Source organism: Kitasatospora sp. Xyl93 (genome assembly GCF_055383135.1).
Genome location: NZ_AP029185.1, coordinates 5,496,819 through 5,522,780, shown reverse-complemented (window position 1 = coordinate 5,522,780; position 25,962 = coordinate 5,496,819). Strand labels below are relative to the sequence as shown.

The window sequence follows — 25,962 nt, the reverse complement described above, 5'->3', positions numbered from 1 at the left end:
CGCCGGGCCCGGCCTGCCCCGCGCACGGCCCGCGCACGGCCCGCCGGGACCGCAGCGGGCAGGCGCGGTGTCGGTGACCCGGAGTCACCGACACCGGGTCACCGGTGCCGGACGGACCGACGCCGGAGCACGGACGCCCGCTCACGGACGCCGGAGCACCGACGCGCGGCGCCGGGCTCAGTGGGCGACGAGTTGCAGGTCCGTGGACGCCTCCTCCACCATCGCCACGCCGATCCGGCTCACCCGGACGGAGAAGGGCTCGCCCGCCACCCGCAGGCCGGTCAGCTCCAGCTCGCCGAGGGGTGCGGTGCTGGCCGGGCGGACCAGCACCCGGCCGCCCGGGACGTCGGGCCGGACCCCGGCGAGGGCGAACACCGCGTGCGCGGCGCCGGCCGCGGAGACCGCCGCCGGGCGGCAGGCCGCCGGGTGCGGCACCGGCGGGCAGCCGGGGATGCGCTGCTCCCCCGCGTACATCTCCGGGAGCCGCCCCTCGAAGTGGGTGCTCGCGGCGAGCAGGCCCTCCAGCAGGGTGCCCGACTCGTTCTCGTGACCGGCCTCGGCCAGGCCGGCGATCGCCAGCGCCGTCTCGTGGACCCGCACCGCACCGCCTCGGTGCCCCAGTGGGTTGAAGCGGGAGGACTTGGCGCTCAGGGTGCGCAGGCCCCAGCCGCTGTCCAGCTCGGGCGCGACCAGGCGCTGGGCGAGCAGCCGGGTCTGCTCGCGGTCCAGCAGGCTCTCGTGCCGGCCGCCGTCGACGGCGAGCCCGGTGTCCAGCAGGTGCACCAGGGAGGAGGTGACGGCGGGCAGCGGCTGGCCGCCCGGGGCCAGCCCGGCCGCGGGGCGGCCGCCGGACAGGTCGTCGATCCAGAACCGCTCGCGGAAGCGCCCGCGCAGCGCGGCGGCCCAGCCGCGCCAGTCCTCGGCGCCCGGTCGACCGAAGGCCTCCAGCAGCTCGGCCCCGTGCAGGGCGGCGCGGTGGGCCTGCGCCTGGACCTCGGCGCGGGCGGCGACCGGATGGGCGGAGCGCTCCTCGGCGGGGCGGCTCAGATCGGTGACGAAGCCGTCGGCCAGTCCCTCGCGCAGGGCGGCCAGGGCCCGCTCGGCGGCCGGGAGCAGCTCGGCGACCTCCGCCGGGGGCAGGCCCCAGCGCCAGGCCTCCGCCAGCACGGTGACGAACAGCAGGGTGGCCTCGGTGGCGGTGCAGGTGGGCGGCAGCTCGGGACCGCCGTGGCGCAGGGCCCCCGGCAGCAGGCCCTCGGTGCGGCCCGGGGCGGGGACGAGCTGCTGACGGCGGGCCAGCGCCCGGAGGGTGCCGGCCGCCAGCCGGGTGCCGAGCGGCAGGGTCAGCCGGGCGGCCCAGAGCGCGTCGGCCGGCGCGAGGCCGAAGCGCCAGGGCGCTCCGGAGGCCGGGTAGAGGTCGGTCGGGCGGTCCGGGTCGGCGAACAGCAGCCCGCCGAGGGCGTCCAGCGAGCGGGAGACCAGCGGGGCGGCCCGGGTGTCGTCGCTGCGGACCTCCGGCTCGGACCAGGGCAGCGGGACGCCGGTGCCGCGGCCGCCCGGCGGGCGCGGGCCGCCGGCGGCGCTCTCCAGCTCGGTGTGCAGCTCGACGGACCAGCGGGCGCCGGGCTGGACCTCCAGGTCCCAGCGGAGCACGCCGGCGCCGGCCAGGACGGCGTGCGGGGAGGGCTGGGCGCTGACCACGGCGTTGTGCACCGGGCCCGTCCAGCGCAGCCCGGCGGACTGCACCTGGCCCGGCAGGTCGGGCTGGCGGTGCCCGGCGGCGATCTCGGCGACCGGGCCGAGGTCGGTGCCGAGGGCTATCTCCAGCGGCAGCCGGGCGGGCCGCGGACCGGTGTTGCGCACGACCACGGTCTCCACGCCGTCCGCGTGGCGCAGCCGCTCGACGGTGAGCGCCGGGTCCGGGTCGAGGTCGCCGGGCAGGCGGACGGCACCGAGGAAGCGGGCCTGGGCGATGCTGGTCAGGTTGCCCTGGAGCGGCAGCGGCTCCATCCCGCCGAGCCGCAGCTCCATCCGGGCCAGCACCCGGACGCCGTTGCGGTAGAAGCCGTGCAGGCCGTGGCCGCGCAGCTGGCCGTCGGGGCCGGAGGCGGCCATCGCCGGGGCGTTGACGCAGATCACCGCGTGGTGGACGGCGGGCGGCTGCGGTCGCGGTGGGGCCGCGGGGCGGCCCGGGCCGACCGGTACGCCCGCGGGCCCGGCCCCGGGGGCCTGGTCGGGGCGGCCCACCGGCCTGGGCGGGGCGCCGACCACGCTCTCGGCCGGCATGGCCTGTGGTGGCCTCATGGCGGTCACCGGACTCTCCTCCCCTCGGCGGTCCGGTGGCCGGTCAGGCCGGTGGGCCGCGAGCATGCTCGATCGCGTGCTGATGGTGCCGGGCCGGCGGGGCCGTCCCGCCGGCGCTGTGCCGTGTCTGGCCGTACCCGGTGGCGGGTCGTGCCATGCGGTGCTCGGTACCGGGCCGGTACCGGCGCTCCGCGCCTTCGTTCCGGGGGCCCTTCACCGCACCCGGCACGGCGTCAGGTCCGGCGCCCCGACCTGTCGGTGACGCCCCCCCGCGGCCCGCGCCCGCCCGGCCGTGCGGCCCCGCGGTGGCGGCCGGTCGTGGTGCCGCACGCGGCCGCGACCGCTGCCGGCACCCGGGCGGCCGGGTCCGCACCGCGCGGCGATCGGCCCGTCCGAATCGGGCGCAGGCCCCCGGAGTCAACGCCGCGCACCGCCGCCAGGTCACGCACCGCCGCTGCGCCGCTGGTCGGGCGGCCCCGCTCGGTGGTCGTACCGCGCCCACCGGAACGTCATCGGGAGCCTCGCCGCCGGCGCCTCGCCGTCCGCGGTCGCGGGGCGGCGCTCCGCTTCTCGGGCCGCCGTCGGACCCGCTCGGACCGGGCGTCGGCCGGGGTCGGCCGTCCGGTCGGGCGGACGGGGGCGGTCGAACCGGTGCTCGACCGCCGCCAGGATACGGTGCGGGGGTCGCGGCCCCCGCACCCGGTGACCCCGTGAACCGCGACGCCACCGCTGTGACCAGCAGAGACCGAGGAGTTGCATGTCCACCATCAGCCGGCTGCCCGGGATTGTCACGACCGACCACGTGTTCCAGCTGCCGCTCGACCACGCCGCCCCGCAGGGCGAGCAGATCGAGGTGTACGCCCGCGAGGTGGTGGCCGCACGCCGCGAGCGGGACGACCTGCCCTGGCTGGTCTTCCTCCAGGGCGGGCCCGGCGGCAAGGCCGCCCGCCCGCTCGGCCGGGACTCCTGGCTGGACCGCGCCCTGGACGACTACCGGGTGCTCCTGCTCGACCAGCGCGGCACCGGGCGGTCCACCCCCGCGACCCGGCAGACCCTCGCCCGGCGCGGCGGACCGCAGGAGCAGGCGGACTACCTGGCCCACTTCCGCGCGGACTCGATCGTCCGGGACGCCGAGCTGATCCGTGCGCGGCTGCTCGGCGCCGACCGGCGCTGGAGCGTGCTCGGCCAGAGCTTCGGCGGCTTCTGCACCCTCACCTACCTCTCCATCGCCCCCGAGGGCCTGACCGAGGCCTTCATCACCGGTGGTCTCGCCGGCCTCGGAAGCTCGGCCGACGACGTCTACCGCGCCGCCTACCCGCGGGTGGTCCGCAAGAACGAGGACCACTACGCCCGGTTCCCCCAGGACGTCCAGGCGGTGCGCCGGATCGCGGCCCACCTCGCCGACTCCCCCGCGACCCTGCCGGACGGCGGGCGGCTCACCGTCGAGGCGTTCCAGATGCTCGGCCTGCTGCTCGGCGGCGGCAACGGCTCCGGCACGCTCCACTACCTGCTGGAGGAGGCCTGGGTGGAGGGCCCGGCCGGGCCCGAGCTCTCCGACACCTTCCTGGCCGGCGCCCAGGCCCAGCTCTCCTTCGCGGGCGGCCCGCTGTACGCGGTGCTGCACGAGTCGATCTACGGCCAGCGGTCCGTGGACCAGGGCGGCACCGCCTGGGCGGCCGAGCGGGTCCGCAAGGAGTTCCCGCAGTTCGACGCCCGGGCCGCGCTGGAGTCCGACGCCCCGGTGCTGTTCACCGGGGAGATGATCTACCCCTGGCTGTTCGACACCGATCCGGCGCTGCGCCCGCTGAAGGAGACCGCGGACCTGCTCGCCGCGCGGACCGACTGGCCCGACCTGTACGACCGGGCGCGGCTGGCCGCCAACACCGTGCCGGTCGTGGCGGCGGTGTACCACGACGACATGTACGTGGACACCGCCGACTCGCTCGAGACCGCCCGCGCGGTGCGTGGCCTGCGGACCTGGGTCACCGACGAGTGGGAGCACGACGGCCTCCGGCTGAGCGGTGGCAAGGTGCTGGACCGCCTGATCAAGATGGCCCGCGGCGAGGCGTAGCGGCCAGCGGCCCGGCCCGCCCGCGCGGACCGGCTCAGCGCGCACGGTGACCTCCTCTCGTCGCTCGCCGCACGCCGCGGCAGCGGTGGAGGCCGGTGCGGGCCGCGGCAGACGTGCACGCCGCGGCCCGGCCGAACCGCAGGCCCCGGACGGACCGCTCCCCGGCCGCCCGGGTGTGCCCCGGTGTCGCGGCCCGTCCGGGAGCCGCCAGCAGGGCGACCGCCCCGGCGCCGCCGCCGTCCGGCTCCGGGCGGCCTTCGCAGCCGTCCACGGCTCCCGGAGCCGGATCGGCCGGTGCCGGCGCCGGGGACGCGCCCTTCCGGCGGCCGCCCCTCCGGTGCCGCCGGGCGCCGCCGGACCGCCCGGGCCGCTCGCCGGCGGCCCCGCCCGCACCCGGCACGGCGGGGCCGGGACCCGCGTCGCCACGGGGCGGCGCGCCGTCGGCAGGCGCCTCGGCGTTCGGCGCTCCGCCCGTCGGGTGCCGCGGTCCACCGGCCGGGGCCACCTCGGCCTCCGGCCCCTCGCGCCGCCGCCGCTGCGCCTCGACGGCGGCCAGCAGGCCCTGGGGCGTCATGCCGTCGTTGAGCGACTCGTAGAGCAGCTCGGCCAGCAGGTAGCCCGGGGCGAGCCTCAGCACGTGGCCGAGCACGACCCGGGCCGTCGCCGTGTCCCCCGCGACCCAGGACGTCCAGGCCAGCAACGTCAGCGGGGCCACCGCGCAGCCCTCGTACGGCGGTACGGCCCGCCGGGCGAGGAAGCGCCAGAGCCGCTCGGCCGGGGCCAGCTCGGCCGCCCGGGCGTACTCGACGCCGCGGTCCCGCACCAGGCGGTCCCGCAGGGCGAGCAGCAGCTGCGCCGTCCGGTCCGCGTCGAGCTCCCTGGCGCCGGCCTGGAACTCGGCGACGGCCTGGTCGAGCAGGGCGATCCGCTGCTCCCGGGCGAGGGCGTCCACGGCCTCGGCCCGGGCGAGCGCGTCGCGCTGGACGGCGGCCTCCGGCGGGCCGACCGGATCCAGCCCGCCGATGATCGCCTTCCGGCTGCCGCGCGGCGCCAGGCCGGCGACCGTCGCGGCGGCGGCCGCCGGGCCGGGGTCGGGGCTGCGCCGCACCGGATTGCCCGCCGCGTCGCAGCACCCGTCACCGCGGCAGAGGAAGGACCACCAGCGGCCGTCCGAGACGCACAGCGACTCCTTGACGGCCACGCCCCGGCGCCCGAAGGCCGCCCGGAGGGCCTCCGCCAGCGGCCGCAGCCCGTCGACCACCGGCGGGGCGTGGGCCGCGCCGGGATCCTGGCAGAGGTAGAGGAGCACCTGGAGCGGCCGGGCGCCGTGCCGCTCGGAGAGGGCGACCAGCAGGGCGGCCGTCTCCTCCGCGGCGGCCGGCCACTGCGCGGGCGACCGCGGCAGGTCCGCCCGGATCACCCCGCCCTGGTGCAGGCCGGGGCCGTGGAGCCCGACCGCGACGATGCTGTCGTCGGGGTAGAAGCCCAGGAAGTACGGAAGCAGCTCGGCCATGTCGGCCGGACCGCGCATGACGACCGGCCGGAGCTCGGAGGCCGGGCCGAGGGACAGAATGACGTGTTCGTTGTTCATCGCGTTCATGGCCGCAAGAGTGGACGCGATCCGCGGATGATGCCGGAACCGACTTCTTTCCTGTGGATAACTCCGCCCCCGAATTTCCCTTCACTCATTCGGAGCAGGCGACACTCCCTCCGGCGAGTGGATTTCGACCGCCGTTCAGCGGACCAGCGGATGAAATACACCCCGTCTTCCCCCGCTTCCCCTTCCCCGCATTCGTCGCTTGTCGGCGGTACGGGGTTACATGGACGCCATGCAGCAGCCCGACACCCACACCACCGCCACCGCCGCCGACCGCGCCGAGGTCCGGGCGCGGGCCGAGGCCGTCCTGCGCGAGCTCGCCGGCCCCGCGGCCACCCTGCGCGAGGACCAGTGGACGGCCATCGAGGCCCTCGTGGTCGACCGCCGCCGCGCCCTGGTCGTCCAGCGCACCGGCTGGGGGAAGTCCGCGGTCTACTTCATCGCCACCGCCCTGCTCCGGGCCCGCGGCGCCGGGCCGACGGTGATCGTCTCGCCGCTGCTCGCCCTGATGCGCAACCAGGTCGAGTCGGCCGGCCGGGCCGGCATCCACGCCCGCACCATCAACTCGGCCAACACCGACGAGTGGGCCGCGATCCAGGAGGAGGTCGCCGCCGGGAAGGTCGACATCCTGCTGGTCAGCCCCGAGCGGCTGAACAACCCGGACTTCCGCGACCAGGTGCTGCCCGAACTCGCCGCCTCCACCGGCCTGCTGGTGGTCGACGAGGCCCACTGCATCTCGGACTGGGGGCACGACTTCCGCCCCGACTACCGCCGGCTGCGCACCATGCTCGCTGACCTGCCGCCCGGCGTCCCGGTGCTGGCCACCACGGCGACGGCCAACGCCCGGGTCACCGCGGACGTCGCCGAGCAGCTCGGCACCGGCGCCACCGACGAGCACGCCCTGGTGCTGCGCGGGCCGCTCGACCGGGAGAGCCTCACCCTGGGCGTGCTCTCCCTGCCCGACCCGGCGCACCGCCTGGCCTGGCTGGCCGACCACCTCGACCGGCTCCCCGGCTCGGGCATCGTCTACACCCTGACGGTGGCCGCCGCCGAGGAGGTGACGGCCTTCCTGCGCGAGCGCGGCTTCCCGGTGGCCTCCTACTCCGGCCGCACCGAGGACGCCGAGCGCCGCACCGCCGAGGCCGACCTGCTGGCCAACCGGGTCAAGGCGCTGGTCGCCACCTCCGCGCTCGGCATGGGCTTCGACAAGCCCGACCTCGGCTTCGTGGTGCACCTCGGCTCGCCCAGCTCCCCGATCGCCTACTACCAGCAGGTCGGCCGGGCCGGGCGCGGGGTGGACCGGGCCGAGGTGCTGCTGCTGCCCGGGCGCGAGGACGAGGCGATCTGGCGCTACTTCGCCTCGCTGGCCTTCCCGCCGGAGGAGCAGGTGCGCCGCACCATCGACGCACTGGCCGAGGCCGGCCGGCCGCTCTCCACCGCCGCCCTGGAGCCCCGGGTGGACCTGCGCCGGGCCCGGCTGGAGACCATGCTCAAGGTTCTCGACGTGGACGGCGCCGTCCGCCGGGTCAAGGGCGGCTGGACGGCCACCGGCCAGAGCTGGGCGTACGACACCGCCCGCTACGCCAAGGTCGCCGCCTCCCGGGAGGCGGAGCAGCGGGCGATGCGCGACTATGCGGCCGGCACCGGCTGCCGGATGGAGTTCCTGCGCCGCCAGCTGGACGACGAGCAGGCCGCCCCGTGCGGGCGGTGCGACAACTGCGCCGGGCCGCTGCACACCCCGGACGTCTCCGCCGAGACGCTGGCGGCCGCCCGGGCCGCGCTCGGCCGCCCGGGCGTGACCTTCGAGCCGCGCCGGCTCTGGCCGACCGGGATGGACGCGCTCGGGGTGCCGCTCAAGGGCCGGATCCCGGCGGGCGAGCAGGCGGAGACCGGCCGGGCGCTGGGCCGGCTGTCCGACATCGGCTGGGGCAACCGGCTGCGCGCCCTGCTCGCCGAGCAGGCGCCGGACGTGCCGGTGCCCGGTGAGGCGGTGGACGCCCTGGTGGCGGTGCTCGCCGACTGGGCCCGCGGTCCGGGCGGCTGGGCCGGGCCCGCGACGACGGAGGGCGCCCGGTTGGAGCGGCCGGTCGGCGTGGTGACGATGGCCTCCTCGACCAGGCCCCAACTGGTCGGCAGCCTGGGCGCGCGGATCGCCGAGATCGGGCGGCTGCCGCTGCTCGGCCGGATCGAGTACGCCGGCGGTCTGGCCCCGCGCGGCGCGCGCAGCAACAGTGCCCAACGGCTGCACTCGCTGGCCGGCGCGCTGGTCCTGCCGCCGGAGGTGGAGCAGGCGGTGGCGGCCGCCGGCGGGCCGGTGCTGCTGGTGGACGACCTCGTCGACTCGGGGTGGACGGTCACCGTGGCCGCCCGGCTGCTGCGTCGGGCGGGGGCGGGAGCGGTGCTGCCGCTGGTGCTGGCCGTGCAGGGGTGACGGGACGGCGGAAAGCCGCCGGAGACGTCCTCCCGCTCACCCGAATGGCCTAACAGAAAGGATCAGGCGAGGCGATTTCGATCACACCGGTCGAGCGACCCGGGAAAGGAGTGGCCACCGTGTCGATGGCGGTTCACCCTGCCCTGCGGGCTTTGTGATCAAGGCCTGGAGGCGCGCCCGCGGCGCTCGGTCCACGGTGGAACATATCCGGCAGACCACGGGCTATCGGATGGCGTTCATCATTCCATCATTGCCGCTCCGCCCCCGATGCCCCGAGAATTGGGAGGTACCCGGAACCCGGTCCGCTGGACCCGTCCTTCGGCGCACCCAGGCATCCGCCTGCCCACGGGTCAGGAAGGAGGATCGTGATCAACGGTATCGACCGAGGTCGGAATCTCTTCTCCGGGAGTCCGGACCCCAGACGGGTGCTGGACCTGGAGACCTGGACCGCCTCGGGGATCCCGTTGCTGCGCGACCCCCGCGAGTTCGTGCTGGAACTGCACCAGCGCCACCTGCCCCAGCCGGGCACCGTCGTGGTCGCCGTCCTGGACGCGCTCCACCGCCTCGTCGCCTCGGCCTCGTTCACCCCCTGGCCGCACGACACCGACGGCTGGCAGCACCGCAACGCGCTGCTGACGCACCTGCGCCGGATCATCCCGCACGACCTGCGCCTGCCCGAGCCGGTCCGGACGGCCGTGCTGCTGCGCTGCCGCGACGGCGCGCCCGGCTGGACGGAACAGGACGGCGCCTGGATGTGGGCGCTGAGGGACGCGTCCGCGCTCCACGGACTGCGCTGCGGCTCGTACATCGGGCTCACCCCGGCGGGCTGGCAGGTCCTCGGGGACGGGCGGAGCGGACGCAAACCGCACGCGGGCTCGTGGGCCGACGGACCGGTGCACACCGTGACGGAACTGCCGCCGCGCTCGGCGCTGGACGCCCCGCGCGGCCAGCGCTCCCGCCAACTGACGGCCGACCAGACCACGCACGGCGACGGCGCGGCGCGCTCCCGGCAGTCCGAGCCCCCGTGGGCCCAGGCCCGGGTCACGGCGGCCGAACCGAACCGCCGCACCGGCACGCGCTGAACCAGCGGCGGCCATCGGCCCACCGGGCCACCGACCATCGAGTGCCGCTCGTCGACGACCGCGCGACAGCCCTCGGGCCGGACCGCAGGCGAACCGACCTCGGGACAGGACTCTGGGACAGGCCTCTGGGCCAGGCCTCGGGCCGAACGTCGGGACGGGCCTCGGGCCCGGCGCCGTACGGCGGCACCGGGCCCGAACCGGACGGCTGTGGTCAGGCCTTGACCGGGCGGCCCGGCGCGGCGCCGGCCGCGCCCGCGCCGGCGGCACCGGCGTCGCCGCAGACCACCAGCAGCGCGGTCGCGTGGTCGAGCGCCTTGGTGTACGCCTCGGCGGCCTTGGCGGACGGTCCGCCGTTGACCACCAGGACGACCGCCTCCCGGCGGACCGGACGGGTCAGCGCGGCGTCCGCGTAGAACACGTCCCCGCCCTCGGCGAGCTGCGCCCAGTAGCGCTCCTCGCCGAAGGAGAGTTCGTGCTGCTGCCAGGGGTGCGCCTCGCCGACCGTCAGCACCAGGATGTCGCCCGGGTTGCGGCCGGACTCCAGCAGTCGGTCGACCGCGTCGTCGGCGAGCTCCACCGCCTGCGCCGGGGTGGCGGCGATCCGCCGGACCTCCACCTGCGGTGCGGCGGGGGCCGGGCGGCGCGGTGCCGGCCCCGGCTTGGGGATCAGTCGCGGCGGGCCCGGACGGGCGGCGCGCGGCGGGGCCGGACGCGGGGGCGCCGGGCGGGGGCCGGGCACCGGCGCCGGGGCGGCGACGGTGGTGGGTGCGGTGGCGGGGGCTTGTGCGTCCGACTCGCGGAGGAAGGGAACGCCGGGGCCCGGGATGCTCTCGTGAATCTCCGGCTCCTCGGGGAAGACAGGCATACCCGGATATCTATCAAATGCCGGTCGGACGCGCACGGGCGCCCCACCCATTGGGCACAGGCCTCCCGCCGCCCCCTCCCGGGGCAATTCCAGACGGACCGTCAGAAACCGAGCGTCAGCTGTTCGTCGGCGGCCCCCTGGCCGACCCCCGCGATCTCCCGGACCCGCTTGAGATGACGCCACTTCGGCAGTGCGTCCAAGTACGCCCAGGAGAGCCGGTGGTGCTCGGTGGGGCCGAGCTCCTCCAGCGCGGCACGGTGCACCGGGGACGGGTATCCGGCGTTGTCGGCGAATCCGTAATCCGGGAGCCCCTCGCCCAGTTCGGCCATCAGGCCGTCGCGGTGGACCTTGGCGAGAACCGAGGCGGCGGAGACGCAGACGCAGGACTGGTCGCCCTTGATCACCGTGCGTACCCGCCAGGGGCCGCCGAGGTAGTCGTGTTTGCCGTCCAGGATCACCGCGTCGGGTTCCACGGGCAGCGCCTCCAACGCGCGGACGGCGGCCAGTCGCAGCGCCGCCGTCATGCCGAGCTCGTCGCACTCCTGCGGGGAGGCCTGCCCGAGCGCGTACGCGGTGACCCAGTCGGCGAGGACGGGGGCGAGCGCACGGCGGCGCAGTTCGGTGAGCAGCTTGGAGTCGGTCAGCCCCTCCGGCGCCTTGCGCAGCCCGGTGACGGCCGCACCCACGGTGACCGGCCCGGCCCAGGCGCCGCGCCCGACCTCGTCGAGACCGACGACGATCTTGGCGCCGGCCCGGCGGAGCGAGCGTTCGACGGAGTGCGTCGGGGGGACGATGGGCATGGCGGTTTCCGTTCAGCGGGGGCAGCCTCCAGCCTAAGCCCGCCCCACGTCTGCCGGATCCGCCTCCCGGACGGGAGGAGACCTCCGGCAGTCCGGGCGCGGCGCGCAGGCGCGTGCCCGGGCCCGCTGCGGCGGACCCAGGCCCAGCACAGCCCCGACCCGGCGCTCCCGGGCCCGACACTCCCGGCCCGGCGACGGCCGGCTCAGGCCCGGATCATCGGCTCCAGCACCTCGTCCACCAGCCGGTCGGCGAAGCCCTGCCCCATGCTCTCCAGCCCGCGGATCTTGACGTGGTACAGCAGCACCGCCGGGATGACGTCCGCCACCAATGGGGTGGCCGCGCCGGGCCGGACGTCGCCGCGCTCGGCGCCGCGGCGCAGGATCTCCAGGATGGTCCGCGCGGTCGGTTCGATGACCCGGTCGGTGATGAACGCCTTGAAGACCTCGGCCCGCTCGTGGTCGATCTCGCCCATCAGCGCGTTGAGCGCGGAGCCCACCCGGGAGGCCATCGCCTGCGTGAAACCCTCGATGAGCTGGCGGAGTTCATCACAGGCGGACCCGAGGTCGGGGGTGTCGTAAGGCCGTGGGAGAGTGGCGTCCAGGGCGTCGATGACGAGTTCGTCCTTGGACGTCCAGCGCCGGTAGAGCGCGGCCTTACCGGTCCGCGCCGCACTGGCGACCCCTTCCATGGTCAGCCGCGCGTATCCGCCGGAGGTGAGCTGGTCGAGCGCGGCCTCGAAGATCGCGTTCTCCAATTCCTTCCCCCGGCGTCGCGCCGGCCGCGTCAGGGCCTGGTGGGCGGCCCGCACCGGACAGAAGCCCTGTTCGGCGGCACGCTCCGCGCCTGCCCCGGCATCCGGCTCCGCACCCGCGCCGGCGCTCGACCCCGCGGCCACCGTCCCGGCACCCGGCCCCACGGACCGGACAGCCCCGGACCGGACAGCCCCGGGCCGCTCGGCCCCGGACCGGTCCGCCACCAGGCGCCGCACCAACCGCTCCATCGCCACCATCCTTAAGGAACGCTTGCGTTCACAATCACGGCCAGGATATCGTCCCGATTAGTGAACGATCCCGTTCCTTCCCGGCCTGCGCAAGGGCGCAGCGCCATGCCCGGCCCGGCGACTCCGCCGGACCCCGCACCACCGAGCACATAGCCAGCAGGGGGCACATTCGTGGCTATCTCCGACACGCTCAGCAAGACCTCACCACCACGCACGAGCCAGGGGCGGGGCAAGGGCATCACCCTGACCGTCATCGCGGCCACGCAGCTCATGGTGGTCCTCGACGCGACCATCGTGAACATCGCGCTGCCGCACATCAAGGACGCCCTGAGCTTCTCCACCACCGACCTGTCGTGGGTCATCAACGCCTACACCCTGACCTTCGGCGGGCTGCTGCTGCTCGGCGGTCGCGCGGGTGACATCCTCGGCCGCCGGCGGGTGTTCATCTTCGGCACCCTGCTGTTCGGCCTGGCCTCCCTGCTCGGCGGTTTCGCGCAGGACAGCACCCTGCTGCTGGCCGCCCGCGCGCTCCAGGGCATAGGTGGCGCGATCTGTTCCCCGACCGCCTTCGCGCTGATCGCCACCAACTTCGACGAGGGGCCGGAACGCAACCGGGCGTTCGGCGTGTTCTCCGCGGTGGCCGGTTCGGGCGCCGCGATCGGCCTGCTGGCCGGCGGTCTGCTCACCGAGTACCTCAACTGGCGCTGGGTGTTCTTCGTCAACGTGCCGATCGCGATCCTGATCGCGATCGCCGCTCCGCGCTACATCGCCGAGTCCCAGCGCCACCCGGGCCGCTTCGACCTGCCCGGCGCGCTCACCTCGACGCTCGGCCTGGTCGGCCTGGTCTACGGGTTCATCCGGGCCGCCTCGGACGGCTGGTCGGACAGCATCACGCTCGGTTCCTTCGCGGCCGGCGCGATCCTGCTCGCCGCCTTCCTCGTGGTGGAGAGCCGCACCGACCAGCCGATCACCCCGATGCACCTGTTCGCCGACCGCAACCGCACCGGCGGCCTGGTGATGATGCTCTGCCTGGCCGCGGCCATGTTCGGCATCTTCTTCTACGTCGTGCTGTTCGTGCAGGGCCCGCTCGGCTACAGCCCGTTGAAGGCCGGCGTCTCCTTCCTCCCGATCAGCGTCGCGATCATCATCGCCGCGCAGATCGCGTCCACCCTCCAGGCCAAGTACGGCCCGAAGCCCTTCATGGCGGGCGGCGCACTGCTGGTCACGGTCGGCCTCAGCTGGCTGACCCAGATGAGCAAGGACAGCGGTTACCTGGACGGGGTACTCGGCCCCACGGTGGTGTTCGGCTTCGGCATGGGTCTGATCTTCGTCCCGGTGATGCTGATCTCCGTCGCGGGTGTCCCGGGCGAGGAGACCGGCGCCGCCTCCGGCCTGCTCAACTCGATGCAGCAGATCGGCGGTTCGCTCGGCCTGTCGATCCTGACCACGGTCTTCGCGCACTACGCCACGGCCGAGTCGGCCGTCCAGCTGCCGAAGTTCATGGCGAGCGCGACTCCGGAGCAGCTGGCCTACCTCCAGCAGCACCACGAGTTCCCGCAGGGCACGGACGCCGCCAACACCGTGCTCACCCAGGGCATTTCGCACGGCTTCATCGTGGGCGCCGCGCTCGCGGCGGTCGCCCTGCTGGTCGCGGTCTTCGCGGTCAAGGCCAAGGCCAGCGACCTGCCGAGTGACGCCTCCGCCGTCGCGATGCACTGACGCCGTCAGGGCGGGCCGACAGCGGCAGGGCCGGTCGGGAGCAGCACGCTCCCGACCGGCCCTGCCGCTGTCCGCAGGTCCGTCCGTCCTCAGGCTCGGCGGTTCCGCGGGCCCGGTGAGTCCGCGGGCCCGGGGGCTCCGCGGACTCGCCAGGAGCGGCGTCGACCAAGGACGGGCGGCCTACCGGGCGTCGTACGGCAGCCGGGCCCAGTCGCAGGCCGTGCGGTCGGACCCCTTCGAGTCCACCAGCGGCCGTTCCGCCAGGATCTCCCGGGCCCGGGCGGCCGCGCGGTTGGTCGCGTACCAGGGCTTCGACTCCTCGGCCAGGCCCCGCCCGATCAGCTGCAGCGCGCAGCTCCGCTGCGGCTCGGGGAGCCGGTCCAGGGCGGGCACCGCGTCCGCCGAGAGCCGGCGGACGTTGCGCAGGTCGATGTCCGCGGTGGGCGGGTCGGTCCGCAGGGCCCGCTCGTACCGGCTGACGTTCTGCTCGGCGACGATCGCGTCCGGGCCCATCAGCCCGTAGACCCCGAGGGTGAGCACCCCGCTGAGGACGACGACGCGCGGCAGCCAGCCGGTGCGGCGGGTCAGTCCGGCGGCGATCAGCAGCAGGAAGACGGCGCCCAGCCAGACCTCGACCACCAGCACCCAGAGCCGCAGCCGGGTGAGCCCGGAGGCGTCCACGTAGAACCACATCCGGCCGAGCGCCGAGGCGACCACGGCCAGTGCCAGCACGCAGAGAAGGCCGAGCAGGATCCGCGCCACCCGGTGGTCGGCGGGGGTGGTGCGCGGGGCCCAGCGCTTGGCGAAGGTCACCACGACGAGGGTCAGCACGGTGATCACGCTCAGCTGCCAGAAGCCCTGCCGGGCGTACTCGGAGCGGCTCATCCCGGTGTTGCGCAGCACGGCGTCCGCGCCGCCGAGCACCACCACGGCCTGGACCACCGCGAAGGCGCCGAACATCAGGTTGAGCGCGACCAGCGGCAGCGCCCACTCCAGCCGGCGCCGCTCCCGGCCCGGCCGGATCACCGCACGGTCCCAGCGGCGCGGGCCGGCGGCCATGTGCGCGAAGCCCAGCGCGACCACCGTCCCGATCGCGAACAGCGCGCCGCGCCCCGGGAGCTGGTCGAGGTCGAGGTCCGGGCTGAGGTTGCCCAGCAGGTCCGCCATGGCGGCGTCGGCGCTGGCGAACAGCAGGCCGAAGACGGTCAGCAGGACGGCGGCGACCACGAGCGCCTTGAGCACCGGGACGATCCGGCCGCGGCCGGGCAGCCGCCGGCCGTCCGTGCTCTCCCAGGCCCAGACCGTCGAGGGCACCAGCTGCCAGAGGATGCCGGGCAGCGGGAACAGCACGCCCGGCCACCGGCGGCCGCCGTGCAGGGCCAGCGAGGCCAGTGCGAGCGCGCCGACGGCGGCCAGCGCCGCGGGCCAGCCGGCGTCCCACCAGGCCGGGACCACCAGGAGCGCCAGGGCGAGCAGGCTCCACACCGCCGTCCACGGGCGGATCCGGCGGTCGGCCGCCCGGGCGGCGATCCCGGCCCCGACGGCGGTGGTGCCACCGAGCAGCAGCAGGTTGGGCCCCAGGCCGTCGTAGAGCAGCCAGGCCGTCAGCACGCCGGTGAGCAGGGCCGCCAGGAGGATCCGGGGCGTGGCCGCCGCCCGGCGCCCGGGGTCGCTGCGGCGCAGCCACGCGGCGGCCGGGGGCACGGCCGCGCCAGGTGCGCCGGGCGCCCGGCCCGGGCCCCGACCGCCGCCCTGCGGGCCGGGGCCCGCGGGACGGCGGTAGGGGTCGTACGGGTCGTACGGATCGCGCGGCGCGGCCGGGCCGGGCGTTCCGGTCCCCTCAGCCGACTCGTTCGACTTCGGCGACTCGTTCCGCACGGTCGACTCCGGCGACTCGTGCGACTCCGGCAACGGGTTCGACACGGTCGACTTCGGCGACTCCGGCGACTCCTTCGCCTCCGGCGACGCGTTCGAATCCGGCGAATCGGACGAGGCAGGCATGGACGGGCCTGACATGAGTCCCCCTCAGTGGTCGGCAGGCATGCGGAAGCCGCCCATCGGGCGATCCGCCGGCGGGCGCGCTCGGCGCCGCGGCCGCTGCCGACTGTAGACCATTCTGAACAGGTTCAAAAGTTGACTCTGAACGCGTTCAGAACACCCTCACCGCCCTGGGCTCCCCGGCTACCCCTTCACCGACCCGGCCAGCAGCCCCCGGACGAAGTACCGCTGGAGGCTGAAGAAGACGACCAACGGCACGATCGTGGACAGGAACGCCCCGGCCGTGAGCAGCTCCCAGCGCCCGCCCAGCGAGCCGGACAGCTGCGCCAGCCGAACCGTCATCGGCGCCACTTCCGGTGTGCCGCCCGCGAAGGTCAGCGCCACCAGCAGGTCGTTCCAGACCCACAGGAACTGGAAGATCGCGAACGAGGCCAGGGCGGGCGTGCACAGCGGCAGCACGATCGACCGGAAGATCTTGAAGTGCGAGGCGCCGTCCACCACCGCGGCCTCCATCAGGTCGCGCGGCAGCTGGGCGATGAAGTTGTGCAGCAGGAACACCGCCAGCGGCAGCGCGAACATGGTGTGCGCCAGCCAGACCGGCGCGTAGCTGCCCTTCAGGTCCACCGCCGGGATCAGCGTCAGCGGGCCCAGGTGCGCGCCGCCGGCGAACAGTCGCAGCAGCGGGATCAGCGCCATCTGGAGCGGCACCACCTGGAGCGCGAACACCGTGAAGAAGACCGCGTCGCTGCCCCGGAACCGCACCCAGGCCAGCGCGTACGCCGCCATCGCCGCCAGTGCCAGCGGGAAGACCGTCGCCGGGATGCTGATCGCCAGCGAGTTGACCAGGAAGGGCATCAGGCCGGTGGAGACGCCGGACCCGCCCTCGAACAGCACCGAGTGGTAGTTGCCGAGGCCGAGGTCCGGGTGGAGGAACGCGTTCCACCAGCCGCTGGCACTCACGTCCCGCTTGGGCCGCAGCGAGGTCACCAGCAGGCCCAGCGTCGGGATCGTCCAGAGCACCGTCATCGCGACCACGAAAACCGAGGCCAGCGGGCTGCTGAAGGCCTTCCGCACCGGCTGCCGCACCGACTGCACCTGCCGAGCCGACCGCACGCGCCGCACCCGCGCCGGCCCCGCCGGCTTCACCGGCTCCCCCGGCTCCACCGACCGCTCCCGGCCCCCCGTCCCGGTCACCGGACCTCACGCTCCTTCCGCAGCTGGACGATGTTGTAGGCCACCAGCGGCAGCACCGCGAGGAAGAGCAGCACCGCGAGGGCACTGCCCCGGCCGGAGTTGAACTGCACGAAGGACTGCGAGTACATCTCGTTGGCCAGCACCTGGGTGCCGAAGTTGCCGCCGGTCATGGTGCGGACGATGTCGAAGGCCTTCAGGGTGATGATCATGACGGTGGTCAGCACGACCATCACCGTGGCGCGGATCATCGGCACGGTGACGTACCAGAACAGCCGCACCCCGCTCGCGCCGTCCAGCCGGGCCGCCTCGACGACCTCGTCCGGGATCGCCTTGATCGCCGCCGACAGCACCACCATCGCGAAGCCGGTCTGCACCCAGACCATCACCGCCATCAGCAGGAAGGTGTTCAGCGGCTGCGAGAGCAGCCAGTTCGGCGGATCGTCCCAGCCCACCGCGACGGCGAGCTGGCTGAGCAGGCCGATCTGCGGCTGGCCGGGCCCGCGCGACTCGTAGACGAACTTGAAGATGATCGACGCGCCGACCAGCGAGATCGCCATCGGCATGAAGATCAGCGACTTGAACACCGACTGGCCGCGCATCCGGTCCACCAGCAGCGCCAGCACCAGCCCCAGCCCGGTCGCCACCAGCGGCGCGACCACCAGCCAGAGCAGCGTGTTGACCAGGATTTTCTGCACCGAGTCGGAGGTGAAGGCCCAGCCGAAGTTCTCCCCGCCGACGAACCGGGTGCCGTCGTCGTTCTGGAGGCTGAGGTAGACCGTGCGGATCAGCGGTACGACCAGGCCGACGGCCAGCAGCAGCACCGCCGGGCCGAGGAAGACCGCGACGGCCAGCGGGCGGGCCAGCCGGCCCCGGGCCCGGCCGGCGACCAGGAGGACCACCAGCAGGATGCCCAGGAAGCCCGCGACGGCCCCGAAGGTGTTGCCGAACTTGACCGCCGCGTCGGTCCAGGCGCCGGCCGCGAGCCGCTCGGTGGCCAGCCCATCGGCGGCCGAGTCGACGACGGGGGCCGGAAGGGCGGGCGAGGGCAGGGCGAGCGGAGGGAGGACGGGTGAAGGGAATCCGGGTACGGACACGGCTGCGCGTCCCTTCGGTCGTGGTGGGAAGGGGGTGGGCGGTGCGGGTGGGTGGCCCCGCACCGCCCTCGACAGGTGGTCCTGTGACGCGCCGGAAGCGTCCCGGCGGGTCGGAAGCGGCTCAACGCCTCGGCTGGTCCGGCCCGGGGTCTCGACCGGTTCGGCCCGAGGCCTCGAAAGCGGTCCGACGCCTCGGAAGCGGCCCGGCGCCTCGACCGGTCCGCGCCCGGCGCGTCGGCTACTGCGGCCAGGCGGCGTCGATGTCGGCAGCGGTCTTCTGGATCGACTGCCCCTCCGCGAACCAGGCGGTCAGCGACTTCCACTCCTGCCCGGCGCCCACGGCGGCGGGCATCAGGTCGGAGCCGTCGAAGCGGAAGGTCGCCGCCGGGTCGGTCAGGGCCTCGGCCGACAGCTTGTCGATCGGGTCGGTGTAGAGGCTCTTGTCCACGCCCTGGTTGGCCGAGACCCAGCCGCTCGCGGTCCTCACCCGGCTGCTCGCCCAGTCCGAGCTGGACAGGTAGTTCTGCACCGCCTGCACCTCGGGCCGGCTGGAGAAGGCCGCCAGGAACTCGCCGCCGCCCTCGACCGGGTTGGCGATCGACGGGTTGACGGCGGGCAGGCGGAAGGCGAAGACGTCCCCGTCCGGGCCGACCTTGGTGCCCTTGGGCCACTGCGCCTCGTAGAACGAGGCCTGCTGGAGCAGCTGGCACTTGCCGCTCAGGATCGGGGTGCCCGCCTCCTGGAAGGTGGTGGTGGCGATGGACTTCACGTCGCCGAAGCCCGCGTTGACCCAGGCCGGGTTCTGCATCCAGTCGGCGACCGTCTTCATCGCGGTGGTGATCCGCTGGTCGGAGAACTTCACCTGGTGGCCGACCCACTGGTCGTACACCTCGCCGCCGTACGAGCCCAGCACCACCTCCTCCAGCCAGTCGGTGGCCGGCCAGCCGGTGGCCGTCCCGGAGGCGATGCCGCCGCACCACGGCTTGGCGCCGCCCGCCTTGGCGATCCTGTCGCTGAGCGCCATCAGGTCCGCCCAGGTCTTGGGCACCTCGTAGCCGGCCGCCTTGAAGGCCTTCGGCGAGTACCAGACCAGGGACTTCATGTTGGCGCTCATCGGGGCCGCGTAGAAGGTGCCGTTGACCGAGCCGTAGGTCTTCCAGATCGGGCTCCACCGGTCCTGGTTGGCGACGGTCTGGGCGGGCGGTTTCACCACCTTGCCGCTCTTCACCATCTGCGCCAGCAGGCCCGGCTGCGGGATGATCGCGAAGTCCGGGGCGTTGCCGCCGGAGACCCGGACCGGCAGCTGCGACTCGAAGTCGTTCGACCCCTCGTAGCTGATCCTGATCCCGGTGCACTTGCTGAACTCGGCCCAGGACTTCTCCAGGTTGTCCGACTCCGGGTTCAGGATCGAGGCGAACATCGTCACGGTGGTACCGGAATGCCCGGCGTACGGCTGGAACCCGGCGCATTCACCGGACAGCGACGCGGCCGATCCGCCTCCGCCGCCCGATCCGCCGGAGCTGTTGGAGCAGGCCGCGGTCAGGGCCAGCGCCGCCAGCAGGGCGGGCAAGGCGGCCAGACGGCGGCGGGACCTCTGGTGCGGCGCGGTCGGGTTGAGGGTCAATGCGGTTCTCCTCGCCAAGGCGTGCTGCCGACGTTGGGCTGAACGACATTGCGCTGTACCGGAGATGGGCCTGCAGGGGGAATCGCGGACGGGATCACGAACGAACGGCGGCCGGACTGATCGAAGACGTTAACGCAGCCGCCGCCCCTCGCCAAGGTCCATGTTCGACCTTCACAAGCCGGTGTCCTGACCGTGACCCGCGACCAGGCACTTCCCGGAACGCCACCGCCAGAAGTCGAAGGCCCCGACCGGAAAACCGGCCGGGGCCCCACAACGTGACGGCACGTCAGAACAGTCGGACCGGCAGCTCCAGCAGACTGTTCACCACCAGCGAGGGGCTCGGCCGCAGCTCGCCTTCCGGCACCGCGAGCGACAGCCCCGGGAAGCGCTCGAACAGCGCGGGCAGCGCGATCCCCGCCTCCAGCCGGGCCAGCGGGGAGCCCGGGCAGACGTGCGGGCCGTGGCCGAAGGACAGGTGGCGGGTCGGGTCCCGGGTGATGTCGAAGACCTCGGCCGTCACCCCGTGCTGGAGCGGGTCGCGGCCGATCGCGTTGTACGACACCAGCACCGCCTCGCCGGCCGGGATCACCACCTCGCCGACCGGAACCGGCTCGGCGGTGAAGCGGAACAGGAAGTTGCTGGTCGGCGGCGTCCAGCGGAGCGACTCCTCCACCACCGCGTCCCAGGACACCTGGCCCGAGCGCACCAGCTCCAGCTGGTCCGGGTGGGCCAGCAGGGCCCGCACCGCGTTGCCGATCAGGTTCACCGTGGTCTCGTGGCCGGCCGCGATGATCACCCGCAGGGTGGCCGCCGCCTCCGCGTCGGTCAGCGCCCCGCCCTCGGTGTCGGCCGCCAGCAGCACGCTCGCCAGGTCCTCGCCCGGCGCCGAACGGCGCTGCGCCACCAGGCCGTTCACGAAGGCGTTCAGTCCGGCGACGGTCGCCTGGATGCCCTCCGGGTTCGGCTTGGTCCCGAAGAACCGCTCGTACAGGTCGCGCAGCAGGCCGTGGTCCGACTCCGGCACGCCCAGCAGCGAGCAGATCACCGTCATCGGCAGCGGGAAGGCGAAGGCGGTCTTGAGGTCGACCACCGGCTCGCCCGCCGCCAGGCCGTCCAGCAGCGCGTGGGTGATCTCCTCGACGCGCGGGCGCATCAGCTCCACCCGGCGCGGCGTGAAGGCCTGCGCGACCAGCGCCCGCAGCCGGCGGTGCTCGGCGCCGTCGGTGGTCACCATGCTCGGGCCGGGCACCGCCAGGCCGATCAGCGGCCAGGTCCTCGACACCTCGCCGCGCTGGTAGGCCGCCCAGTGCGCGGCGTCCTTCACCAGCCGGGCGTCCGTCAACAGGTCGCGCGCGGCGGCGTGCCGGGTCACCGCCCAGGCGGCGACCCCGCCGGGCAGCTCGACCGGCACCACCGGACCGGCGGCCCGCAGCAGCGCGCCCTCGGCCGCGTTGTCGCGGGCCAGCGGGTCGAGGACGATTCGGGCCGGGGCAGCGGTCATCGACAGCTCTCTTTCGAACGACGGGCGTTGGTGGGTCGGGCCGGGCGTCGGCCGGTCGAGCCGAGTACCGAGGGATCAGGCCGGGTGGCCCGGGGTGAACGAGACCGGCAGCGCCACCAGCCCGCGCACCCAGGCCGACGGCCGCCACACCAGCGCGTGCTCGGCCACCGCCAGCCGCAGGTCCGGCAGCCGGTCGAGCAGCACCTCGATCGCGGTGGTGGCGATCACCTCGGCCGCCTCCTGGGCCGGGAACGGACAGCCGTGCTCGCCGTACGAATAGCTCATGTGCGCCCGGTTCCCCTCCGCCGGCCGGCCGTCCGCCTGCCGGACCGCCGGGTCGGCGTTGGCCCCGGCGAAGCCGAGCAGCACCATGTCGCCCTCGCCGATCCGCTGGCCGCCCAGCTGGGTGTCGCGGACCGCCCAGCGGCCGGCGAAGATCTGGGTCGGGGTGTCCTCCCAGAGCGCCTCGTTCAGCGCCTGGCTGATGCTGCGCCGGCCGCCGGCCAGCGAGGCGGCGAACCGCTCGTCGGTGAGCATCAGCCGCAGCGCGTTGGAGATCCAGTACGAGCTCGGCTGGTGGCCGGCGATCAGCAGCACCCGCAGGTCGCGCATCACCTCGTCGTGGGTCAGCCCGGCCGGGTGCGCCAGCATCCGCGAGGCGACGTCGGCGCCCGGGTACTCGGCCTTCTCCTCGACCAGCGCGAGCATCAGCTCCAGCAGCCGCTGGGCGCCGGCCGGCGCGTCCGGACCGCCGTCCAGCATCGCCAGCAGCGCCGCGATCAGCTGCGGCGCCTGTTCCTCGTCCAGGCCGAGCACCCGGCACAGCACCAGCAGCGGCATCCGGTGCGCGTACTCGGCGACCAGGTCGGCCTCGCCGCGCCCGGCGAACTCGTCGATCAGCCGGTCGGCGATCTCCTCGGCGTGCTTGCGCAGCTCGTACGGGTCGATCCCGGCCAGCGCGTCGGTGACCGCGCGCGAGCGCCGGACGTGCTCCTCGCCCTCGGCGTAGAGGATCGAGGGGACGGGCGCCATCATCGGCTTCAGCGGCCAGTCCGCGGGCAGCGTCGCCCAGGCGTGCCAGCGGCTGGAGTCGCGGCCGAACAGCTGCGGCTGGCCGGTCACCTGCTGGAGCTCGCGGTAGCCGATGACCAGCCACGCGGGCACGCCGCCGGCCAGCTCGACCGGGGCGACCGGGCCGTGCGCGGCGCGCAGCTCGCGGTAGAGCTGGGACGGGTCGGTCTGGAAGCGCGGCCCGTACAGCGGCGTGGCGCCGGCGTGCGCCGGGCAGCCCGGGGGCGGGGTGGCGGCGGGCTCGGTCACGGGGTGCTCTCCTCGTAGGTCGCGGTGCGGGCCGGGGCGGGCTCCTCGACCGGGGCGGCCGCTCCGGCCAGGACACCGCCGTCGGCCGGGACGAGCCCGTCGGTCGGAACGAGCCCGTCGCTCAGGGCGGCCTCGTCGGCCCCGGCCAGGGCGGCCAGGTGGTGGACCAGGGTGATCAGCACCCGCTTGCCGGACTCCCGGTCACGCGCGTCGCAGTCCACCAGCGGCACCTCGGCCGGCAGGTCCAGCGCCTCGCGGACCTGCTCCAGGGTGTGGCTGGGCTCGCCGAAGTTGTTGCGGGCCACGATGAACGGCGTGCCGTGGTGCTCCAGCCGGTCGATCGCGTACCAGGACTCCTCCAGCCGCCGGGTGTCGACCAGGACGACCGCGCCCAGGGCGCCGCTGAACAGCCGGTCCCAGAGGAACCAGAAGCGCTCCTGCCCGGGCGCGCCGAACAGGTACAGCACCTGGCGCGCGGAGAGGGTGATCCGGCCGAAGTCGAAGGCGACCGTGGTGGAGCGCTTGCCCCAGGTGCCGGCCGGGTCGATGCCCTCGCCCGCCCTGGTCATCACCTCTTCGGTGTTCAGCGGGCGGATCTCGCTGACCGAGCCGACCAGGGTGGTCTTGCCCACACCGAAGCCGCCGACCACGACGATCTTCAGCGCGTTGTCGGCGGTCGCCCGCAGCGGGGTGCGCGCGCCGACGGGCCGGAGGTCAGAGCTGTTGGAGGCCATGCAGCACCTGCTTCAGCGTGTCGAGGTCGGGCAGCCTGGCCTTGTTCGGCGCGAACCGGGGGTGGCGGGCGGTGACCGCCCCGGACTCCAGCAGGTCGCCGAGCAGGATCTTCACCACCGAGACGGGCAGCGCCAGCTCCGCCGCCACCTCCACGACGGCGGTCGGGGCCTCGCACATCCGCAGGATCCGGGCGTGCTCCGACTGCATGCCGGGCGCCGGCTCCCGCTCGGCGACGATCAGGGTGACCAGGTCGAAGGCGTTCTCCGGAGCACGGCTGCGGCCCCGGGTGATGGTGTAGAGGCGGTCCGGGTCATCGTCACGGCCCGGCAGCGGCGGCGTCCCGCTCATATGGTCGCGCTCTCTTGAGCGGCCTCGCCTTCCGCGCCCCGGGCGGGCGCGCTGAGGTGGACCCCGATCTGCTCGATCAGGCCGTGCATGTTGTGGCCGACCACGCCGACGTCCGCCTCGTCGTCCGTGACGACCGCCAGGTGCGCGCCCTCGCCGGCCGCCACGATGCACAGGATGCCGCCGTGGAACTCGGTCATCGACTGCCGCACGCCGCCGCTGCCGTCGCCGAACTCGATCGAGGCGCCGTGCGCCAGGCTCTGGAGGCCGGAGGCGATGGCGGCCAGCTGGTCGGCCTGGTCGGTGCTCAGTCCGGCGGTGTGGCAGAGCTTGAGGCCGTCGGCGGAGAGGACCAGGGCGTGCCGGGTGCCGGGGGTCGCCGCCAGCAGGTTCTCCAACAGCCAGTCGAGGTCACGGTCGGTGGCACTGCTCATCAGGTGTCCTTCTCGGTGACGGGGGAAGCGTCGGGCATGGTGTCGGGATCCGCGGCCGGCGCCCCGGCGGGGTCCGTGGTCGGCGCCCCGGCGGGGGACTGCGCGGCCGCCGCGGGCAGGGCGGCGGCCCGGCGGAACGCGCCGAACCGGGCGGCCGCGCTCGCCGCGTCGCCACGGACGGGCTTCGCGGTCCGGTCCGTCGCGGGCGCGTTGGCGGTCAGCGTCTGCCCCCGGCGGCGCTGCGGCAGGCCGCTGTCGGTCATCCGGGCGGGCGCGGACGGCAGCGCGGGCGCGGACGGCGTCCCGGTGACGGTCGACGTACCGGTGACGGACGGCGTCCCCGCAGCGGTCCGCTGCCCCTCGGAGGTCCGCTGCCCGACGGGGGTCCGCGGCGCGGCGAGCGCCGGAGGCAGCGAGGCGGGCGCGGGACGCGCCGAGGTGAGCGCGGGGCGCGTGGTCTCCGGCGGCGGCGCCTGCGCCGGGACGGACGCCTGGACGGGCGCCGAGGTGGCGGCCGGTGCGTGCGTGACCAGCTGCTGCGGGATCAGCATCACCACCCCGGTGCCGCCGCGCGCCGACGGCCGGAAGGAGATCTGCAGCCCGTGCTTGCGCGCCAGCACGCCGACCACCGCCAGTCCCAGCCGGGTACCGGCGGAGAGCGTGGTGAGGTCCAGCGGCTCGGCGGAGACGGCCCGCTCGGCCCGGCGCAGCCAGCTCTCGCCCAGGCCCAGCCCGCTGTCCTCGACGGTGACCGCCAGGCCGGCCGGCACCTCCTCGACGTAGACGTGCACCTCGGCCGGCGGGGCGGAGAAGTTGGTGGCGTTGTCCAGCAGTTCGGCCAGCGCGTGCATCACGCCCTCGGCCGCGTACCCGGCGACCGCGGCGGTGCTGGCGTTGTGCAGCCGCACCCGCTGGTAGGCGCCGATCCGGCCGAGCGCTCCGCGCAGCACCGACTCCACCGCGATCGGCTTGGCCCAGCGGCGGCCCGAGCGGGCACCGGTGAGCACCGCGATGCTGTCGGCCATCCGGCCCGCCTGGGCGGTCGAGTGGTCCAGGCTCAGCAGGTCGCCGAGGACCTCCTCGTCGTGCCGGTGCTGCATCTCGCGCAGTTCGGCGTGCATGCTCGTGGCCAGCGCCTGGACCCGGCCGGCGGCGGTCGCGCAGACCGCGAGCGCGGCGGCCCGCAGCCGCTCGCCGCGGCCGATCTCCTCGCCGACGGCCCGCAGCAGCGCGTACTGGGGGTGCTTGCGGTGGGCGGCCAGCGCGCTGTCCACGGCCGCGCCGGCCCGCAGCTTCGCCACCACCTCGGGCAGCACGCCCTCGGCGATCCCGGCCAGCTCGGCGCGCTCGGCCTCGGCCCGGGCCCGCTCGGTCTCCGCCCCGGCCCGCTCGGCGTCGAGTTCGGCCCGCAGCCGGGCCAGTTCGGCGTGCGCGGCGGTGACGTCCGCCTCGGCGCGGGCCCGCTCGGCCCGGGCGGCGTCCCGCTCGGCGAGCGCGGCGCCGGCGCGGTCGGCGGCGGCCGTCTCGGCCTGCCGGGCCGTGCCCGCGGCAACCAGCGCGGCCCGGGTCTCCTCGTGCTGCGCGGCCAGGTCCTCGGTCAGCGCGCGGGTGCGCTCGACGCCGGTCGCCGCGAGGCCGACGGCGATCAGCCAGAGCACCGTGACGGCGGCCACCGCGAGGGCGGTGAGCGGCTGGTGCGCGCCGAACGCCCGGACGATGCCGACCGGCGCGGCGACCAGCGACAGCAGCACGGCCGCCGCGGTCAGGGCGACGGTGCGCGGCGCGGGCCGTCGGCGCGATCGGCCGTCGGGGCTGGTGGCTTCTCTCATCGGTGCGGTCCTCGGCAA

The 25,962-nt window shown here is 75.0% G+C and carries 19 protein-coding genes; 4 read left to right on the top strand and 15 right to left on the bottom strand.

Features of this window, described 5'->3' with window-relative positions:
* Positions 1-177: 177 nt before the first annotated feature.
* The gene (locus ACZ5GH_RS24500) at positions 178-2,304 is read right to left on the bottom strand and encodes an amylo-alpha-1,6-glucosidase (RefSeq protein WP_464336861.1); all 2,127 of its coding nucleotides are present in this window, start codon (positions 2,302-2,304) and stop codon (positions 178-180) included.
* Between the two features lie 757 nt (positions 2,305-3,061).
* On the opposite strand from ACZ5GH_RS24500, the gene ACZ5GH_RS24495 reads away from it, so the two are divergent.
* A complete protein-coding gene (locus ACZ5GH_RS24495) occupies positions 3,062-4,375 on the top strand; it encodes an alpha/beta fold hydrolase (RefSeq protein ID WP_387759523.1) in 1,314 nt (437 codons plus the stop codon).
* Between the two features lie 34 nt (positions 4,376-4,409).
* Here the strand turns inward: ACZ5GH_RS24495 and ACZ5GH_RS24490 are convergent, their stop codons facing one another.
* Positions 4,410-5,975 (bottom strand): DUF4192 domain-containing protein, encoded by a 1,566-nt coding sequence (locus ACZ5GH_RS24490; protein ID WP_464335241.1) that lies wholly within the window; start codon positions 5,973-5,975, stop codon positions 4,410-4,412.
* A 229-nt stretch (positions 5,976-6,204) separates the two neighbouring features.
* On the opposite strand from ACZ5GH_RS24490, the gene ACZ5GH_RS24485 reads away from it, so the two are divergent.
* Entirely contained in the window at positions 6,205-8,403 is a 2,199-nt protein-coding gene (locus tag ACZ5GH_RS24485) for a RecQ family ATP-dependent DNA helicase (RefSeq protein WP_464335240.1), read from the top strand.
* A 425-nt stretch (positions 8,404-8,828) separates the two neighbouring features.
* Positions 8,829-9,485 carry a hypothetical protein gene (locus ACZ5GH_RS24480; protein WP_464335239.1) on the top strand — a complete coding sequence of 219 codons (657 nt, stop codon included), beginning with the start codon at positions 8,829-8,831 and terminating at the stop codon, positions 9,483-9,485.
* Positions 9,486-9,696: 211 nt separating this feature from the next.
* Here the strand turns inward: ACZ5GH_RS24480 and ACZ5GH_RS24475 are convergent, their stop codons facing one another.
* From ACZ5GH_RS24475 to ACZ5GH_RS24465, 3 genes are all read right to left on the bottom strand, one after another.
* A complete protein-coding gene (locus ACZ5GH_RS24475; protein ID WP_464335238.1) occupies positions 9,697-10,350 on the bottom strand; it encodes a hypothetical protein in 654 nt (217 codons plus the stop codon).
* A 101-nt stretch (positions 10,351-10,451) separates the two neighbouring features.
* A complete protein-coding gene (locus ACZ5GH_RS24470; RefSeq protein WP_464335237.1) occupies positions 10,452-11,150 on the bottom strand; it encodes a ribonuclease HII in 699 nt (232 codons plus the stop codon).
* Positions 11,151-11,353: 203 nt separating this feature from the next.
* Positions 11,354-11,905, bottom strand: coding sequence for a TetR/AcrR family transcriptional regulator (locus ACZ5GH_RS24465; protein WP_387759516.1), 552 nt, complete (start codon positions 11,903-11,905; stop codon positions 11,354-11,356).
* A 417-nt stretch (positions 11,906-12,322) separates the two neighbouring features.
* Between ACZ5GH_RS24465 and ACZ5GH_RS24460 the strand changes: the two genes are divergently transcribed.
* Positions 12,323-13,870 (top strand): MFS transporter, encoded by a 1,548-nt coding sequence (locus tag ACZ5GH_RS24460; protein ID WP_464335236.1) that lies wholly within the window; start codon positions 12,323-12,325, stop codon positions 13,868-13,870.
* A gap of 180 nt (positions 13,871-14,050) precedes the next feature.
* Here the strand turns inward: ACZ5GH_RS24460 and ACZ5GH_RS24455 are convergent, their stop codons facing one another.
* The 10 genes from ACZ5GH_RS24455 to ACZ5GH_RS24410 all read right to left on the bottom strand — a co-directional run bounded on the left by ACZ5GH_RS24455 (position 14,051) and on the right by ACZ5GH_RS24410 (position 25,944).
* The gene (locus tag ACZ5GH_RS24455; protein ID WP_464335235.1) at positions 14,051-15,793 is read right to left on the bottom strand and encodes a DUF4153 domain-containing protein; all 1,743 of its coding nucleotides are present in this window, start codon (positions 15,791-15,793) and stop codon (positions 14,051-14,053) included.
* A 258-nt stretch (positions 15,794-16,051) separates the two neighbouring features.
* Complete coding sequence (locus ACZ5GH_RS24450; RefSeq protein WP_387759510.1) at positions 16,052-16,954, bottom strand: carbohydrate ABC transporter permease; 903 nt, start codon at positions 16,952-16,954, stop codon at positions 16,052-16,054.
* A gap of 104 nt (positions 16,955-17,058) precedes the next feature.
* The gene (locus tag ACZ5GH_RS24445) at positions 17,059-18,156 is read right to left on the bottom strand and encodes a carbohydrate ABC transporter permease (protein WP_464335234.1); all 1,098 of its coding nucleotides are present in this window, start codon (positions 18,154-18,156) and stop codon (positions 17,059-17,061) included.
* Between the two features lie 238 nt (positions 18,157-18,394).
* The gene (locus ACZ5GH_RS24440; protein WP_464335233.1) at positions 18,395-19,780 is read right to left on the bottom strand and encodes an ABC transporter substrate-binding protein; all 1,386 of its coding nucleotides are present in this window, start codon (positions 19,778-19,780) and stop codon (positions 18,395-18,397) included.
* A gap of 286 nt (positions 19,781-20,066) precedes the next feature.
* Positions 20,067-21,281 carry a cytochrome P450 family protein gene (locus ACZ5GH_RS24435; RefSeq protein WP_387759505.1) on the bottom strand — a complete coding sequence of 405 codons (1,215 nt, stop codon included), beginning with the start codon at positions 21,279-21,281 and terminating at the stop codon, positions 20,067-20,069.
* Positions 21,282-21,356: 75 nt separating this feature from the next.
* A complete protein-coding gene (locus ACZ5GH_RS24430; protein ID WP_387759503.1) occupies positions 21,357-22,601 on the bottom strand; it encodes a cytochrome P450 in 1,245 nt (414 codons plus the stop codon).
* The gene (locus ACZ5GH_RS24425; RefSeq protein ID WP_387759501.1) at positions 22,598-23,335 is read right to left on the bottom strand and encodes a GTP-binding protein; all 738 of its coding nucleotides are present in this window, start codon (positions 23,333-23,335) and stop codon (positions 22,598-22,600) included. Before ACZ5GH_RS24425 ends, ACZ5GH_RS24430 begins: the two co-directional genes overlap by 4 nt.
* Positions 23,316-23,684, bottom strand: coding sequence for a DUF742 domain-containing protein (locus tag ACZ5GH_RS24420; RefSeq protein ID WP_401116657.1), 369 nt, complete (start codon positions 23,682-23,684; stop codon positions 23,316-23,318). Before ACZ5GH_RS24420 ends, ACZ5GH_RS24425 begins: the two co-directional genes overlap by 20 nt.
* On the bottom strand, positions 23,681-24,115 hold the full coding sequence (locus ACZ5GH_RS24415; protein ID WP_387759497.1) for a roadblock/LC7 domain-containing protein: 435 nt from the start codon (positions 24,113-24,115) through the stop codon (positions 23,681-23,683). Before ACZ5GH_RS24415 ends, ACZ5GH_RS24420 begins: the two co-directional genes overlap by 4 nt.
* Positions 24,115-25,944 (bottom strand): sensor histidine kinase, encoded by a 1,830-nt coding sequence (locus tag ACZ5GH_RS24410; RefSeq protein ID WP_464335232.1) that lies wholly within the window; start codon positions 25,942-25,944, stop codon positions 24,115-24,117. The genes ACZ5GH_RS24415 and ACZ5GH_RS24410 overlap by 1 nt, the downstream gene beginning before the upstream one ends.
* Between the last annotated feature and the right edge of the window lie 18 nt (positions 25,945-25,962).